This is a genomic window from Bacillus sp. B.PNR1 (assembly GCF_030386235.1).
GTDB lineage: Bacteria > Bacillota > Bacilli > Bacillales > Bacillaceae > Bacillus > Bacillus stercoris.
Window position 1 is genome coordinate 1,137,486 of sequence record NZ_JANYMN010000001.1, and the last position, 17,251, is coordinate 1,154,736.

At 37.5% G+C, this 17,251-nt stretch carries 14 protein-coding genes and 1 pseudogene; 5 read left to right on the forward strand and 10 right to left on the reverse strand.

Features of this window, described 5'->3' with window-relative positions; translation table 11 throughout:
- Positions 1-243: 243 nt before the first annotated feature.
- Entirely contained in the window at positions 244-456 is a 213-nt protein-coding gene (locus NZD81_RS06160; protein WP_040083057.1) for a hypothetical protein, read from the forward strand.
- Positions 457-484: 28 nt separating this feature from the next.
- Here the strand turns inward: NZD81_RS06160 and NZD81_RS06165 are convergent, their stop codons facing one another.
- Together NZD81_RS06165 and NZD81_RS06170 are read right to left on the reverse strand one after the other, a co-directional pair.
- Positions 485-1,051 (reverse strand): hypothetical protein, encoded by a 567-nt coding sequence (locus tag NZD81_RS06165; RefSeq protein WP_069149648.1) that lies wholly within the window; start codon positions 1,049-1,051, stop codon positions 485-487.
- Positions 1,052-1,590: 539 nt separating this feature from the next.
- Positions 1,591-2,430 (reverse strand): thymidylate synthase, encoded by an 840-nt coding sequence (locus NZD81_RS06170; protein WP_136654431.1) that lies wholly within the window; start codon positions 2,428-2,430, stop codon positions 1,591-1,593.
- Positions 2,431-2,804: 374 nt separating this feature from the next.
- Here NZD81_RS06170 and NZD81_RS06175 point away from each other — a divergent pair, with 374 nt between their 5' ends.
- Positions 2,805-3,389 carry a VanZ family protein gene (locus NZD81_RS06175; protein WP_240345568.1) on the forward strand — a complete coding sequence of 195 codons (585 nt, stop codon included), beginning with the start codon at positions 2,805-2,807 and terminating at the stop codon, positions 3,387-3,389.
- A 92-nt stretch (positions 3,390-3,481) separates the two neighbouring features.
- Here NZD81_RS06175 and dutA read toward each other — a convergent pair whose 3' ends face one another.
- The gene (gene dutA / locus NZD81_RS06180; protein ID WP_069149646.1) at positions 3,482-3,910 is read right to left on the reverse strand and encodes a dUTP diphosphatase DutA; all 429 of its coding nucleotides are present in this window, start codon (positions 3,908-3,910) and stop codon (positions 3,482-3,484) included.
- 34 nt (positions 3,911-3,944) lie between these two features.
- Positions 3,945-4,406: a DUF2691 family protein gene (locus NZD81_RS06185; RefSeq protein ID WP_282372183.1), complete on the reverse strand. Its 462-nt coding sequence runs from the start codon at positions 4,404-4,406 to the stop codon at positions 3,945-3,947.
- 646 nt (positions 4,407-5,052) lie between these two features.
- Here NZD81_RS06185 and alr point away from each other — a divergent pair.
- Positions 5,053-6,237 carry an alanine racemase gene (alr, locus tag NZD81_RS06190; RefSeq protein WP_014664095.1) on the forward strand — a complete coding sequence of 395 codons (1,185 nt, stop codon included), beginning with the start codon at positions 5,053-5,055 and terminating at the stop codon, positions 6,235-6,237.
- Positions 6,238-6,315: 78 nt separating this feature from the next.
- Here the strand turns inward: alr and NZD81_RS06195 are convergent, their stop codons facing one another.
- Positions 6,316-7,731 (reverse strand): sugar porter family MFS transporter, encoded by a 1,416-nt coding sequence (locus NZD81_RS06195; RefSeq protein WP_289859736.1) that lies wholly within the window; start codon positions 7,729-7,731, stop codon positions 6,316-6,318.
- A gap of 409 nt (positions 7,732-8,140) precedes the next feature.
- On the opposite strand from NZD81_RS06195, the gene NZD81_RS06200 reads away from it, so the two are divergent.
- Positions 8,141-8,764, forward strand: coding sequence for a thermonuclease family protein (locus tag NZD81_RS06200; RefSeq protein WP_282372181.1), 624 nt, complete (start codon positions 8,141-8,143; stop codon positions 8,762-8,764).
- 213 nt (positions 8,765-8,977) lie between these two features.
- On the opposite strand, the pseudogene NZD81_RS06205 reads toward NZD81_RS06200, so the two are convergent.
- The 3 genes and pseudogenes from NZD81_RS06205 to xylA all read right to left on the reverse strand — a co-directional run.
- A pseudogene (locus NZD81_RS06205) lies at positions 8,978-9,199 on the reverse strand (glycoside hydrolase family 11 protein); the annotation flags it as partial.
- A gap of 14 nt (positions 9,200-9,213) precedes the next feature.
- Entirely contained in the window at positions 9,214-10,716 is a 1,503-nt protein-coding gene (gene xylB, locus NZD81_RS06210; protein ID WP_289859737.1) for a xylulokinase, read from the reverse strand.
- A 146-nt stretch (positions 10,717-10,862) separates the two neighbouring features.
- Positions 10,863-12,200, reverse strand: coding sequence for a xylose isomerase (xylA, locus tag NZD81_RS06215; RefSeq protein WP_147771935.1), 1,338 nt, complete (start codon positions 12,198-12,200; stop codon positions 10,863-10,865).
- 240 nt (positions 12,201-12,440) lie between these two features.
- Between xylA and xylR the strand changes: the two genes are divergently transcribed.
- A complete protein-coding gene (gene xylR, locus NZD81_RS06220; protein WP_040083073.1) occupies positions 12,441-13,595 on the forward strand; it encodes a transcriptional repressor XylR in 1,155 nt (384 codons plus the stop codon).
- A gap of 108 nt (positions 13,596-13,703) precedes the next feature.
- Here the strand turns inward: xylR and xynB are convergent, their stop codons facing one another.
- Together xynB and NZD81_RS06230 are read right to left on the reverse strand one after the other, a co-directional pair.
- Complete coding sequence (gene xynB, locus NZD81_RS06225; RefSeq protein WP_282372178.1) at positions 13,704-15,305, reverse strand: xylan 1,4-beta-xylosidase; 1,602 nt, start codon at positions 15,303-15,305, stop codon at positions 13,704-13,706.
- A 30-nt stretch (positions 15,306-15,335) separates the two neighbouring features.
- Positions 15,336-16,727, reverse strand: a complete 1,392-nt coding sequence (locus tag NZD81_RS06230; protein WP_282372177.1) for an MFS transporter — start codon at positions 16,725-16,727, stop codon at positions 15,336-15,338.
- Positions 16,728-17,251: the final 524 nt, after the last annotated feature.

Consider the following 17,251-nt stretch of genomic DNA (forward strand, 5'->3'; position numbering starts at 1 on the left):
AATAAATATTAGTAAAACAAAAGTTGAAATTTTAAAATAACTTTGATATGATTTATTTAAGTAATATAGAACTAGATACTATTAAAAGCCCCTCATTTGTGGGGCTTTCAATTATTTCTTTATTACAAAAATAATCTTCAAAGACAGTTTGACAATATTCTATTGTTTGCTGATTATTGAATTATCTTAATATTCAGCTCTTTCGTTTGTTTATATCACATTATAATATAGGGTGGAATTTGTATGAAATACGAAAAAACAGGTCTTTTTGGGATAATTCTTGTTATTATTGCTCTTCTGGTATCAATGTATTTTATGTTTAATACAAAAGCGTTGATTCCTGCTGGATATGATTTAGCTATTCATGGAATAGTTATATCAAGAACATTAATGATCGCTTTCACTTTGTATCTAGTTTCAAAATTAGGATATTTTCTTCTTAATAAAAAAGATTAGCTTTTAAGCTAATCTTTTTTATATAAAATTAATAGTTTTTCAGAGCATATTCTCCATACATAGGTTTTTTAACTACATATTTTTTCTTTGATACACATTTACCAGTAACAATATCCTTGCGACAGTTGTACCCTTCTTCTACATTATATCTAACTCTATATGCCATATAGACTCTTTTATTTGCTCCAACATTTAGAGTGTATCCTTTAGAGCTAGCTACAGAGCCTGCAGTAGATATTCCTAAACCACTAATAGATCCGCTTACAGTTGTTGTAAAAGTAACTGTTTTGTTTGCAGTAATAGATCCCCCTTTACTGCCAGTTGCTATATTATCGGATACCCTTTTAAAACTAGACCAGCTTTTATACGTTTTAACATTCATCTTAACATTGCGAAAATCGTTCACAAATTGCGCAGTAAACTCTCCGCCTCCAGATCCAGTCGACTCGTTTGCAAATACAGTATGTACTTGTGATGCCACATCGTTAACAGTCTTGTCTGCTCCTTTTTCAGCAGCTAATACATTGCCATTAGGAACACCTAATATAAATAGAGCAATCGAACTAATGGCTAACTTACAAAAAACTTTTTTCATCAACAACAGTCCTTTCTATGTATTCATTTAGTACCATATAAGTATACAATTTCTAGAAATATATTTAAATGGTTATTTTTAAATGTTGGGAATATTTTTTATATATAGGCTGAGTAAGAGAATAATAGATGAAAAACAGAGATTATGACGGCGATTCTTTAATGTGATCGCATGTATAAATACAAAACCAGTCAATTCTAACGATAAAAGTTTGAAGCATAGAATAGACTCAACAATCCTTACAGCTATCGTATAGACTTTTCTTCGCAACACAATATTCTTAAGGCCTATAATATTATTAGCAGGAATTACACCTGATAAAACGAATTGCCTTTTCACCGCGTATTTAATTTTTTCAGATCAAAGAATCCGCCATTCCTCTTATACGTAAGACCATCTGACGCTTTTAAACAATATCTTCGGTTACATGCGCTCTAATTTTGTTTTCTCTTTATTTGTAACTTATATTCTGTTATAGAATATCCTTTCATATTTAAATTTTATAGAAATTACCAACAATAAAATAAAAAAAGGCAGCATTAAACTGCTACCTCAAATGAAAGCTTGTCCCCATGCTTATAGTTGATTAACTTAAAATCATCGATTGTAAAATCATAAAAATCTTTCACTTCAGGATTGATCCATAGTTCCGGTGCTTCAAACTGTTCTCTTTCCATCTGGATTTTCAAATTGTCTATATGACGGGTGTACACATGGCAATCCCCAATGTTAAAGATATATTCACCAAGCTCATAGCCAGTCACTTGAGCAATCATGCGCTGCAACACATTATACTGAAATACATTGAACGGATTCCCCAAAGCCATGTCATTGCTCCGCGCTCTTACCTCAAGGTGGAGTTTCCCTTGTTTCACGTACCACTGTGTCTCGTATACACATGGTGTTAAGGCCATTGCGTCTAATTCATCAGGATTCCACAGCATTGTAATGTGCCTGCGTGAAGATGGATTATTCTTCAATTGATGAAGAAGATAATCAACTTGATCCACCTTTTCTCCATTTAAATTTCTGTTTTTCTTCCCCAGCTGAAATCCATATGCATGACCAATGGTGCCATCTTCTTGTTTCCACTGATCCCAAATATGTACGCCCATCTTGTTTAAATCATTAACATCGTTCGATTTCAGCTGCCAAATCCAGAGCAATTCTTTAATGGCTGTTTTCCAGGCAACTTTTTTTGTCGTTAAAATTGGAACCTCTGAGTTGTCGAATCTCATTTGCTTACTAATCACACTTAGTGTATGAGCCGGTGTTCCATCTGAGTCCCACTTTGTTCTTACTTGAAATTCTTCGTCTGAGATTCCATTATTTATAATGTCATTTATGATTGAGTTGTATTGTTTATCGAATTGAGTCATGGCAATTCATTTCCTTCCTTCATTTTCAGTTGCTTGGCATAATATATTACGAATACAATATTATCGCAAATAGTAAGCACGCACCGATAAAATGAGATTCTTATTCCATCCCTTTGTGTGTAAAGAGGAGTTACCCCCTCTTTTACATCGGTATTTCTCCATAACATAGTCTGTCACATTGCTTTTAGCCGCAAGTTTTGACCCAGACACACCATTTAACTTGGTTAATGATGATATCCTAGTTTTTATTTGCCCTCTGATCAAACATTCTTTTATTTTAGAAATTCCTTCATTTTCCTATTTGTGTTAAAATGAATCAAAAAGGAAATTGTGGTGTACTTATGCTCGACTCGTCTTTTCTCTTGCCATTTTTAATGGTCCTCTATTTTTGCTTTCTAGTTTATCGACTCATTAAACGAGCCCTTTTTAAAAAAGATGGATTACCCATACATAAGCATATCGTTATCTTTTGTTTATTGGTTTACTTTTTCAATTTGATAAGTGTTACATTATTTCCTCTGCCCGTAGATGCTGGTTTGATAAAAGATATGAGGTACGACTCTTATCTCCCATTTGTATCAGGGAATAACTTCATCCCATTTTATTTCTTTGTAGATGTTTATCACGAAGGCCTACAATTTTATGTAATCAGATCAATCGGAGGAAACCTGATATTACTGCTCCCAGTTGGCTTTTTATTTCCACTGTTATTTGAAAAGCTTAATAACCTTAAAAAAATATTACTAATTGGATTTTTCATTTCTTTGTTTATTGAACTAACACAGCTTTCGTATTCAGTGTATATAAAATCTGTTTACAGAAGTTTTGACGTGGATGATTTAATGCTTAACACCTTAGGGACTTTGTTAGGCTATTGGTTCTTTTACATATTAAGCATGTATTATAAAAGACTAGCTAATCGCTATAAAAATAAAAATGGGACCTCAATAAACATTTAATCATTTGCTGTTCAAATTAGATAATATGTACCTTGGCTGTAATCTGCATTGATCAATCACACATCATGAAGACAGCCAAGGATTTATTTTGTTTACTTAGTACCTGTTGAACCGAGTCCTCCTCTATCCTCGTTTCCCAAATGCTCTACTTCAACCAATTCAACCGCCGGCATTTTCTTCATGATTCTAAACTGACAGATACGATCACCCTTCTTAATTTCAGTATCGCGCAATGCATAAGCAGGAAAGAACCAAAAATCGTTGTCTCCCTTGTATGACTCATCGATAACACCCATTGAATTTGTTTGAATAACGCCAAAGTTCTTATATGTGCTTGACCGAGGAACGACATGTGCTTCGTAACCTTCTGGCAGCTCCATTGCTACACCTAATGGGACAAGCTTAAATTCATCTTTTTTGATTGTTACATCCTCAGCTGCTCGAAGATCGATCCAGTCCCCCTTCTCAATTTTGCTGATTCTAGTTTGTGTTTCATCTAGATATTTGATTTTAATTTGCATTGTTATGTATTAGCTCCTTTTATTTTATTGGCTATCATACAGTAAGGCCTGTTCTTGTGTCATTTTCATCAGTTATAAACTGAACGTCTTCAAAATCATTGTGTAAAGCATTAAAATAAAGTTTTTCAATGGTATTTTTGTTTTTACAGTAAATCGAAACGTAGCTATTATCTGCTATCAAAAGTACAAATTCGCAATCACTGTCAGCAAACTCTTCATATGTATTGACTTGATTAACTGTTTTTCCATGTGGAAATGCTTTCAATTCAACGAAAATGGTATAGTACTGATTCGTTTTTAATAGTTGCGTAAAATCCGCCCCTTCAACAATAGCAAAGTCATGAAAGAGCTCCTCATTATCGAGCTCTCCATCTACAACAAAATAAGATTCACCACTCGTTTGCCACTTATAATGAGCTATGTCTACTGGCTGCAGTATTCTCCATAGAAAATTTCCATATTCATTCGGTATTTGAAAACTAACTCCCCTTTTCATGTATACCCCTTACTTAAACGATTTTTTGAATACGAATTTAATTATATACTCTGATGTCAGGTTTATGGAACAAGGAATCGACTGCTTTTTGAACGGATTATCTTTTACAGAATTTTCTCAGTCCTTCTCATTTAAAAGGTTCTTCTAATGTTCATACCTTAGGCGTCCCCCTTTCCTCTAGGCTCAGTCAGTATCTTTATATAAAGTGTCTTTCTTGTTCTATTCTCTGCAGACCGTACTTTTTCGCTTTAATCATCTTCATGTTTTGGGCAGTTTGCTCCGTCATAGTGTTCAACACTCTAATCGGTATCCCTTGTTATTGAGAACGGTGAAACCTCCCTGTTTGATTTCTGGTTATCATTCCTCCTATGAGAGTGTACCAAAACAAATAATCACTGAAGATTATTTTTGATTAGTTGTACTTCTCATATCCTCAGCCTCCATATCCATTCTCATCCCCTTACAAGCCTCGTTTATCCGTATTTGCTATTCGAACATTGATTAGCACCTTTTCGTATCACATGGATTTGCTGTTGAATGATTTCAAATGAAGCTGAATAAAATAAGATCGAATCATCCAACAATTAACATTTATTCTTGCGGCAATAGGTGGTAGTTACAATCCATAAGAAGGAAGGAAGCGTTGATGATAAAGCTTTGCCGAGAAGTTTGGATCGAAGTCAATCTTGATGCCGTCAAAAAGAATTTGCGAGCGATCCGCCGTCATATTCCACATAAGAGCAAAATTATGGCTGTCGTAAAAGCGAACGGTTATGGTCACGGGTCTATAGAAGTGGCGCGTCATGCACTTGAACACGGGGCGAGTGAGCTCGCTGTTGCCAGCGTGGAGGAAGGAATCGTTTTACGAAAAGCGGGGATTACAGCACCTATCCTTGTGCTTGGTTTTACGTCCCTTAGTTGTGTGAAGAAGTCAGCGGCTTGGAATATAACATTATCAGCATTTCAGGTTGATTGGATAAAAGAAGCAAACGAGATATTGGAGAAAGAAGCAAGTACTGATCGGCTGGCTATTCATATTAACGTGGATACCGGCATGGGACGATTAGGTGTACGCACAAAGGAAGAGCTTTTAGCAGTAGTGAAAGCCCTAAAGGCAAGCGAATTTCTCAGGTGGACAGGGATTTTTACACATTTTTCAACAGCTGATGAACCAGACACGACACTTACAAAGCTGCAGCACGAAAAATTCATCAATTTTCTCAGCTTTTTAAAAGAACAAGGAATTGAGCTGCCCACCGTGCATATGTGCAACACAGCTGCAGCTATCGCATTTCCGGAATTTAGCGCTGATATGATCCGTTTAGGTATCGGCTTATATGGTTTATATCCTTCTTCCTATATTAAACAACTACATCTCGTTAAGCTTGAACCTGCGCTAAGTTTAAAAGCGCGCATCGCTTATGTCAAAACCATGCGGACAGAGCCCCGAACCGTTAGCTATGGTGCTACATACGTTGCAGAACCTAATGAAGTAATTGCTACAATCCCGATCGGCTATGCTGACGGCTATTCTCGTGCCCTTTCCAATCGCGGGTTTGTTCTTCACCGCGGAAAACGAGTGCCTGTAGCGGGAAGAGTAACAATGGATATGATCATGGTCAGTTTAGGAGAAAACGGTGAAGGTGAACAAGGAGAAGAAGTCGTAATTTACGGTAAGCAAAAAGGAGCTGAGATTTCCGTTGATGAAGTGGCTGAAATGCTCAATACGATTAACTATGAAGTGGTGTCTACATTAAGCCGCCGCATCCCTCGTTTTTATATAAGAGATGGCGAGATTTTCAAAGTATCAACTCCTGTATTATACGTGTAGAACATCTTAACATGCTGAATCAAAATCCCTCTGGCAGAGGGATTTTGTTTTTTCTGAAGAAGAGAGATTTCAACATATCTATACCTCAATAACTGATTGTTCAGGAGCATTATGATCATGTCGAAAACGGAAATGCTCTTCTAGTTCTTCAAGTGTACGCCCCTTTGTTTCCGGCATGAATTTGTACACAAAACCAATTGCCAATACACCTAAAGCCACGAATATAAAGAATGTAAAAGACAACCCTACAGAACTAAGCAAGATCGGGAAAGCAAAACCAATCACAAAGTTTAATAACCAGAGAAAAAAAACACTTATCCCAGAACCAAGTCCTCTCAATCTTTGAGGAAATATTTCCGCTATGACCAGCCAAGTCACAGGTCCTACACACCCTTGCATAAAGGCAAGAAATAAAACGGTCAAAGAAAGCACTACATAAGGAAGTGCCATAGATCCATCAAGCACAATTGAGAAAATTGCAATCAATAGGAGCGCTGTAGTCGTCCCCGCCAAACCAATCAACAATATTGGTCGCCGCCTTACTTTTCCGACCAGCCAAATCCCAAATATAACTGCAATAACGGATATCAGCCCATTCCCAATATTAGCGATTAAAGCCGCTTTTGTGCCAAAACCGGATTCTTTAAGGATTTGTGTGCCATAATACATAATCGAGTTCACACCTGTAATTTGATTTACGATGGCTACACCGATTCCAATCAGCAAAAGACGGCGCAGCCATGGGGTAGAAAAGTCCTTGAGCGATTCCTTCTCAAGCTGTGTATCTTTTTCTACCGCTTTTTGAATTTCCCGATATTCAGCTTCTGCACGTTTATCTTCACGAATTTGTTTAAGAACACGCAGTGCCTCATTTTTTTTGCCTTTGGAGATTAGCCATCTCGGGCTTTCTGGTACCTTAAGCATACTGGCAAATAACATGATAGCCGGAACGGCACAAATGACTAGCATGTATCTCCAAACATGTCCCGTATTTGCCATTGTTACACCAAGGATGGCATTAAAAACATATGCTAAAAATTGCCCGCCAACAATCATTAGCTCATTTTGGGTTACCATACGTCCTCTCTTCTCATGCGGTGCCATTTCCGCTAAAAAAGCCGGTACCATCGCTGAAGCTCCCCCAACAGCCAGTCCCAATAAAAAACGAAAGACCGCCATGATGAAAACACTAGGTGCAAACGCTGTCCCAAGTGATGCCAAGAAAAATAAAAAAGAGAGATTAAGGATCATTTTACGGCGGCCATATCGATCAGCTAATCTTCCGCATAACAACGCTCCAAACGCCGCACCTAATAAAAGAATACTCGTAACAAGCCCTTCTGTAACCGCTGATAAATGAAGCTGATCTGGTCTTGCCATAAAAGGCAAAGCTCCATTTATAACTCCGGTGTCATACCCAAAGAGAAGTCCTCCAAAAGTTGCTGAGATCATTATTAATTTCAACCTTCGATTTCGATGTTCATTCATATCCATCTCCCCTGCCTTTATTAAGAATACTTAATAAGCTCTTTCAGTGTGGATATTGATACAAAACTAATGTCATCTCGATCTTAGATTTCTGCGTTTGTAATCGTTTGCATTTTTAATCAATAACATAATCCGTTAATTGTTATATTGTAGTGATGTTTTTGTCATATTATTGTCACTTCTGATATTATCATAATTCCAAAAGCATTTTCAGTCAATATAATTTTCAGAATTGTTTATCTTCCTTCTGTAATGGTAATATTTTGGTCACCTTATTACAAAGTTAACCATTGGTAATTTCAGTGTAAGAAGTTCCCCTGAAGTTATAGGTATTTTTCATTCACAAAAAATGTCCATATCGTTATAATGTTGATGTTTAAGCGCGAAAAGAGAAAATGATAAAGAGGGAATGAATATGAAGAAGATTTTGGTCAGTTTGATCGCCATCGTTTTAAGTATGACTTTGGGAGCTTGCGGATCAAATCGCACAGCAACAAACCAGTCAGGTTCTAGTGAGACTGAGCATACTCACTCTAATGAATATAAACAGCCAGAACAAGGGGCTGGAACGCCTCATTCAAAAAATCAGAAAAAATTGGTAGATGTTACATTAGATAGAACAGTTGATGGAGATACGATTAAGGTGATTTACAACGGAAAAAAAGACACAGTTCGCTACTTGCTCGTTGATACACCTGAGACGAAGAAACCGCATTCTTGTGTTCAGCCATACGGTGAGGATGCGTCAAAACGAAATAAAGAATTGGTCAACAGCGGTAAGCTGCAGCTGGAATTTGATAAAGGCGATCGCAGAGATAAGTATGGAAGACTGTTAGCTTACGTTTATGCTGACGGCAAATCTGTTCAGGAAACATTGTTGAAAGAAGGATTGGCCAGAGTAGCATATGTATATGAGCCAAACACCAAATACATAGACCAATTCAGACTAGATGAGCAAGAAGCAAAATCAGAAAAACTTTCCATCTGGAGCAAGAGTGGATACGTGACCAATAGAGGTTTTCATGGCTGTGTGAAATAGAAAAACACTGCCTGTGAAATTTTCTGCTGTATAGCACACGAAATAGCTGATTTCGCAACTCCTAATAGTTAGAGTTGATCTTACTTTTTCAACATGAATCTTTTTGAATAATATAAAAAGTGTAGATAATAAAAAACCCCTTTCACGTTAATGTGAGGGGGTTTTTTGTGCATGAACATACTACCAATATTCATCGTAAATCAAGAGAAAGGATTATTGACTTTTCCCACCAACAGTCAATACATTGGTAGTTACATTAGCACTGCCATTACTTTGATAGCCCTCTACAGTAAGTACGGTTTCATACATCTTACCCATTGGCATTCCTAAGCTTTCCCACTTTTTGAAGTGTTCGCTGACAGATACGGTTCCGCTTGTTCGTTTTGTCTGCCGGACACTCCAATACTGTTTAAAGGTTGCGATACCTATAATTGTTCTTTTGTCCCTTATCATTCGTTTTTTCGAAAGCTCTGCAAAGCTGTATTGAGATCCTTTGTATGAGTGTAAATGCTCTTATACAAATCAAATAGTGTTTTATATTTTTGGACATTTTGTTCCCTCGGATAAATTGTAGCAGCCTTACGAATAAACTGCTTTGCACATTCTTCAAGGGATTCAAACCACCCACTTCCAAAAGCAGCCAGCATAGCCGCTCCCATGGCTGGGCCTTGTTCATTTTCTAACTTAATCACCCTCGCATTGAAAATATCAGCTTGCATTTGCAGCCACGTTTCATTTTTAGCACCCCCACCAATAGAAACGACAGTATTAGCTGATTTTCCCGCTTCGCGGAATAGCTCAATTGATTCATGCAAAGAGAATGTGATACCTTCCATTATCGCCCTCAAAAAGTGCTCTCTTTTGTGGGCTCCATCCATTCCGATCAAGCTTCCCCGAATAGAAGAATCAGCATGCGGCGTTCTTTCACCCACCAAATAAGGAGTGTATAGCAGCCCATTGGCTCCTATCGGAATAGATTCCACCCCCTGCAATAATTGCTCAAACGATTCGTTTGGCGCAAACGTATTTTTAAACCAGTCCAAGCTGTATCCTGCAGCGAGCGTGACTCCCATCGTATAAAAAGAATCCTTTTTTCCATGATTAAAAAAGTGCACTTTCCCTTTAAAGTCTCTTTCATTGTCTTCTTCATAGGAAAGTATGACCCCTGAGGTCCCAATACTGCATAATGTTTTGCCGGAAGAAAGAATATCCGCTCCAATAGCACCGCAAGCATTATCCGCTCCCCCGGCGTACACTTTTGTTTTTTCCAATAGTCCTGTCTCCGCCGCGACGTTCGGAAGCAGCGATCCTACACAATCATGAGATTCAACAAGCGGAGGACAAATATCTACAGGTATACCAAATTGTTTGCAAATATCATCACTCCACTCCTTGCGGGCAATATGTAAAAGTAAAGTCCCTGCTGCATCGGAGTATTCAGTGTGAATGGCACCAGTCATACGAAATCTCACATAGTCTTTTGGAAGCAAAAAAACAGCAGTTTTTTTGAAAAGTTCAGGTTCATTTTCCTTCACCCATAACATTTTAGGTAATGTAAACCCTTCAAGAACGCGGTTTTTTGTGATGTCAAGCAGATGATCGCCAAATGTCTCGGTAATCCTGATACATTGAGGCGTCGTTCTGGTATCATTCCAAAGAATTGCATGACGCAACACCTGACGATTTTGATCAAGCAGCACCAACCCATGCATTTGTCCCGAATAGCTTATCCCATCAATATCCTTGGCTTGAATTTCAGATATAGAAACCAATTCAGCCAATGCTTCAATTGTTTGCTGCACCCAGTCTTCAGGATTTTGCTCACTATATCCCGCCTTCTCTTGGATGAGCGGATAACGTTTGGACGTTTCTGCACAAACCTTGCCGTTTTGATTGACTAAAATAGTTTTAACAGCACTCGTCCCAAGATCAATTCCAATGACGTACTTCATTTTTTCACTCCTTACCCTTTTAAAAAATCATTCACTCTAAATAAATCCCAATTATAAAAATTACCCGTCATAACAATCAGAAAGAGTAAAGGAATTATGACGGGTAGTTCAGTGACTTTGTATCGCAGGATCTGGAGCTTATCCCGTTATACTTCTAAAATGTATTGGTTCAATATCGCTTTTAATCGCTCCTGTCTTCCAGATTCGTTTTTAATTGATTGATTATTTAGCGCATATTGCTCAAGTGTATTGAAATTAGCTCTTCCTTCTATAATGTCAAGACCAATCCCTTCAGTAAAGCTGCGGTAGCGGTGTTGAATCACATCTTCAAACACACGATCTTCGATTAATTTATGGGCGACTTTCAATCCTCTTGCAAATGCATCCATCCCTGCAATATGGGCATATATTAGATCATCAGGCTCAAAAGAAGATCTTCTGACCTTCGCGTCAAAGTTTAATCCTCCGCTTCCAAGGCCGCCATTTTGCAGAATTTCGTACATTGCTAGTGTAGCAGAATATAAATCTGTCGGAAATTCATCTGTGTCCCAGCCTAACAGAGGGTGTCCCTGGTTCGCGTCAACAGAGCCAAGCAGACCATGCACTCTTGCCATGCGTAATTCGTGTTCGAATGTATGCCCGGCTAATGTGGCATGATTGGCTTCGAGATTTAATTTAAAATGATTGTCTAAGCCATATTGCTTTAAAAAGGCAATGGTTGTTGCTGCATCTGTATCGTATTGATGGACGGTCGGCTCTTTTGGTTTTGGCTCAATCAAAAACTGCCCTGTGTACCCGATTTCCTTCGCGTAATCCACTGCCATATGCAAAAATCTTGCCAAATTATCAAGCTCAAATTTTAAATCGGTATTTAACAATGTTTCATATCCTTCACGGCCGCCCCAAAATACATAGTTCTCGGCGCCAAGCTCTTTTGCTGTTTCTAACCCTTTTTTCACTTGTGCTGCAGCGTACGCAAACACATCTGCATTGCAAGAAGTCGCAGCGCCATGGACGAAACGGGGATTTGTAAACATGTTTGCAGTATTCCATAATAGCTTAACGTTGCTATTTCTCATGTAATCTTTAATCATGCTCACGATCATATCCAAATTTTGGTTAGTCTCTTTTAGCGTACTTCCTTCTGGTGCAATATCCCGGTCATGAAAAGCAAAATATGGTGCATCTAGTTTTTCAAACATCTCAAATGCTGCTTCTACTCTCACCTTCGCTAGATCCATGCCTTTATAGTGATCCCATGGTCTTTGCATCGTAGCCGCTCCAAAAACGTCTGTGCCATCAGCAGTAAATGTATGCCAATAAGCAATAGAAAATCGCAAATGCTCTTTCATCGTTTTTCCGCCGATTACTTCTTGAGGATTATAATATTTAAATGCTAAAGGATTAGTCGAATCTTTCCCTTCGTAAACCACTTTGTTTGCGCTTCCAAAATAGTTGACTGAACTAGAATGAGATTGAGCCATGTGATTTCCCCCTTAAAAATAAATTCAAAACATGATCATTCAAATACAGCTGCATTTATTTCATAGGTGCTTGTTAGTTTGTTGCCCGAACAAACTAACTTATTTTCATCTTATATAACCTCATCAGTATTTTCAATATTTTTTTAGTTTTTTATGAACACATTAGATATAATAAAGGGAAGATTCGCTATGTACTATGTTCATACTTAATTTAAAGGTTATACAAATGGAGTGGATGAAGTGGATATCGCAGATCAAGCCTTTGTTAAAAAAGTAAATCAAAAGTTATTATTAAAAGAAATACTCAAAAATTCACCTATTTCAAGAGCAAAATTATCTGAAATGACTGGATTAAATAAATCAACTGTTTCATCACAGGTAAACACATTAATGAAAGAAAATCTTGTATTTGAAATAGGTCAAGGTCAATCAAGTGGCGGAAGAAGGCCTGTCATGCTTGTTTTTAATAAAAAGGCAGGATACTCCGTAGGAATAGATGTGGGTGTGGATTATATCAATGGCATTTTAACAGACCTTGAAGGGACGATCGTTCTTGATCAACACCACCATTTAGAATCAAATTCTCCAGAAATAACGAAAGACATTTTAATTGATATGATTCATCACTTTATTACGCATATGCCCCAATCTCCTTACGGTCTTATTGGTATAGGCATATGTGTGCCAGGACTCATTGATAAAAATCAAAAAATTGTTTTCACTCCGAACTCGAACTGGAAAGATATCGACTTAAAATCTTCTATACATGAGAAGTTCAATGTGCCTGTTTTTATTGAAAATGAGGCAAATGCTGGCGCATATGGAGAAAAAGTATTTGGTGCTGCAAAAAATCACGATAACATTATTTATGCAAGTATCAGTACAGGGATAGGGATCGGTATTATTATCAACAACCATTTATATAGAGGGGTAAGCGGATTCTCTGGAGAAATGGGACATATGACAATTGACTTTAATGGTCCTAAATGCAGTTGCGGAAACCGAGGTTGCTGGGAATTGTATGCTTCAGAAAAGGCTTTATTAACATCGCTTCAGACGAAAGAGAAAAAAGTGTCCTATCAAGATATCATAGAGCTCGCCCATGCAAATGATATCAGCACCTTACATGCATTACAGAATTTTGGATTCTATTTAGGAATAGGCCTTACCAATATTCTAAATACATTCAATCCACAAGCCATCATTTTAAGAAACAGCATAATTGAATCCCATCCTATGGTTTTAAATTCAATTAGAAGCGAAGTATCGTCCAGGGTTTATTCCCAATTAGGCAATAGCTATGAATTATTACCATCTTCCTTAGGAAAAAATGCACCGGCATTAGGAATGTCCTCCATTGTGATTGATCATTTTCTGGATATGGTTACAATGTAATGTCGCTCTCCGCTCATCTTTAAAGATGAGCTTTTTGTTTGTTATATATAGGCACATTCTAAGATGAAAAAGGAGTCCTAAAATAGAGCCTCCTTTTTCACATACACTTTATTTTTCTGTATAACGAAAATATCTAAAGTCGGCCGGAATATGATGACCGCTGGTATCTTGACATTGCATCCCTACAAAGGCTCCTGTAAAGAATCCTCCCCCACGGATGTAATCATCTGATAATTTTTTCGATTCCAATGCAATATCAATTTTGTGCCAATCTTCTTTGTTAAAAGAATAGAAATAATAATATTTTTCCTTGTCGATATTTACTTTTAAATATACATACTTTACTTCACGAGGAATAACAATTTTATTGTGTAATGGCTGTGAAAAAGAAAAGTTATCACATATTGTTAATTCAAGAATACGGCCAAGTTCTTCATCATGCGTGATTTGAAGAGCCGTCCAGTTCTCTGTATTGTAGTAGTTCACCAATCCAGCAGCTTGTTGAAAATTTTCCGGGAAAAACGCTACAGCTGTTTCCGCTTCAAAATGGAGGCTTTGCCAACGCCTGGCTACAAATGCCTGAGTAAATGTCGAGGTTAATGATTCATGACCGTATAATCGTAAATGATTTGGCACCTGGATTAATGAACCTAATTTTTCTGTAAACGGGATTCTTAACGTTTGAAAATTGATATTTAATGTTGAATCCTCAAATTCATCAACTTCGGGGTACGTGGCTTCAAACACGGTTTCCGGTATAGAAGGCGCTTCCACCTCCAAGCTTCCTTCTTTTCCGCCTGCTACATAGGGCCATTCATCTTTCCAGTAGAGTTTTTGAATAGCAGTTTCTCTGCCCAAAGGACAATATCCTCTCTGCTGAAAAATTGACTCATCGTCTGGATGTATGGGACGTCCCGTTAAATGAGCTAAATACCACTCACCTGTATGTGTTTGAACAATAGATGCATGTCCGCATTTTTGCAATGGATTTCCTGGATCATGCCATGACGTTAAGATTGGATTATCGGGATGAACTTCATATGGTCCCTCAATATTTGCAGATCGGGCAATTGTAGCAGCATGTTCGAACCGCGTTCCTCCTTCTGCAGTTAGTAAATAATAATAGTTCCCGATATGATAAAGGTGCGGAGCTTCTGTTAGCTTTCTGTCAGTTCCTTTAAATATCACTTTCGGTTTACCGATTAATTTTTGCTCCTTATCAGAATATTCCTGGATAACAATTCCTCTAAATGAGTGCCGGTCAATACGGTGATCCCATAACATATTTAATAAATATTTTTTTCCATCCGTATCATGGAATAAAGAAGCATCAAACCCCGAGCTGTTTAATGGTATCGGCTCTCCCCAATCACCATTAATCGTTTCACAAGTCACTAAATAATTGTGACAATCTTTCCAAGCGCCATCTACTACCTTAACGTCGGTATAGATCAGCCAAAACCTTCCATCACTATAGCTTAAACATGGTGCCCAAACCCCACCTGAATTAGGGTTTCCTTTCATGTCTAATTGTGAAACTCTCTGTAATGGGTGTGCAACTAAGCGCCAATTGACTAAATCTTTTGAATGGTGGATCTGGACTCCCGGAAACCACTCAAATGTAGATACAGCGATATAATAATCCTCTCCTACCCTGCAAATACTTGGATCGGGATTGAATCCTTTCAGTACTGGATTGGTAATCTTCATTTTGGACTCCTCCTCAGTTTATTTTCTTTTTTAAGCTTTGAAATCATCAATATGATCCAAATAAACTTTGTCTCTATTCTCTAATTCTCGAACCATTTTTTTATATTTTTTCTCATCTAAGTTATAGAAATTAATATCAATTAAAGCCAGAGCCAGCAAGAACACGGGAATAATGGTGGTTGTAATTAAAATCCCCGTTAATGCCGCCGGAGTTTGTGCCTGATTTGCCACATATCCAAACTTATCAAGAACCAGACCTGGAACAACTCCTCCTAAGGCCATACCGAATTTAAAGAAAAATCCAATAATAGCGTATATGAGACCGCCCATTCTTTTCCCAGTCCTGTACTCTCCATATTCTATTGTTTCAGGAATAAGCGCCCACATATATCCCCCGGCAGTGAGACTTCCAGCAGCAGCGATTAAGCGACAGACAAGTATGAGGTATACATTACTTGGCGGAACAAACAGTAAAGCTAAGAGGCCGATTATATTCAGTAATAATGCATAGTTTAGTAATTTCTTCTTCCCCAATAATTGATGTAGCCTTGGAATAAACGGTAAAATGACCAAAGCGGGCAAACTACCTATCAAACCGTACCACTTCACCAAATCCTCTCTTTCTAAGTTATACGTTACGTAATAAATGCCCACCGAATTACTGATGGAATTCACTCCAAAAATAATGATAAAGAAAATACTTAATACAACAAGTGGACGATTAACACGAAACTGCTCAAATATATCCGTAAATTTAATTTTTTCTTCGGATTTTTGAAGAGTGACACGCTCTTTTGTGCTTTTAAAACAAAAGATTAAAAGGCACCCGCCTATCATTCCCAAAATACCCATAGTTAGTTGCCAGCCAAGAGATTCGTTGCCGGAAGTATCGCTTAAATAAGCAGCCAGTAAAGGAACAAAAAATGCAACGACAAGTCCCCCAAGATTCGCAAATAACATACGGACAGACGTTATACTAACCACTTCTTGATTATTTCTGGTCATTGCAGATGTTAACGCGCCATATGGCACGTTTATCATTGTGTATGTAAGCGACAAGCCGACATAGGTGATATAGGCATATATTAATTTCCCCATATCCGAAAAATTCGGGGTTGTAAAACAGAGTATGGCCAGTATGACAAATGGAAAAGCTCCGAATAAAAGATACGGTCTAAAGCGTCCAAATTTGCTATTCGTTCTGTCAACTATTGTTCCAATAAAAGGATCAGCGAGTGCGTCGATTATTCTAACCACTAAGAACATAGTACCGGCGGCGGCTGCCGATAAACCAAATACATCTGTATAGAAAAACAAAAGATAAGTAGACACTGTTGCATAAATTAAATTACACGCAAAATCTCCAGACGCATATCCAACTTTTTCAACCATGCTAATCTTCTTTACATTTTCACCGAGCATGATTTCTCTCCTTTTCGATCCTTTAATATGGAACAGTGTGAAACGGTTTAAAAATCCCCTCAAACTTATGGACTGGACGTGTTTATAAAAGCGCTTTCAAAACAGGGCATTTTCATCATCTAAATGGTGATCAGCAAGCAGTAAACTCATCTTTTTTCGTCATACTTTATATGCTGAAAAAGGATAAAAGCTTCTTTCTTTTGTTTGTTCCCACCTTCCATCCAAATTTAACAAGAGATTTATCGATAGACAATTAAAGTTCCCCTCATTAGTTTGTTGATCGAACAAACTAACTTGACTTAATATTATAAAATCCCTTTGACTTTTTCAACATCTTTTTCAGAAAGTTTAAACAGGAATGAAATAAATATTGATTTTTGACTCTTCCGTTATATTCAGTGTCTCAAATATTTGCGAATGTCATGTATCAATTAACAACGATCAGTCCGAAAACAGATACTTGTGTAACCACATGACAAAGATGATCTATGCGAAATAAGGAATTGGTTAGTGGTAAGCTGCAT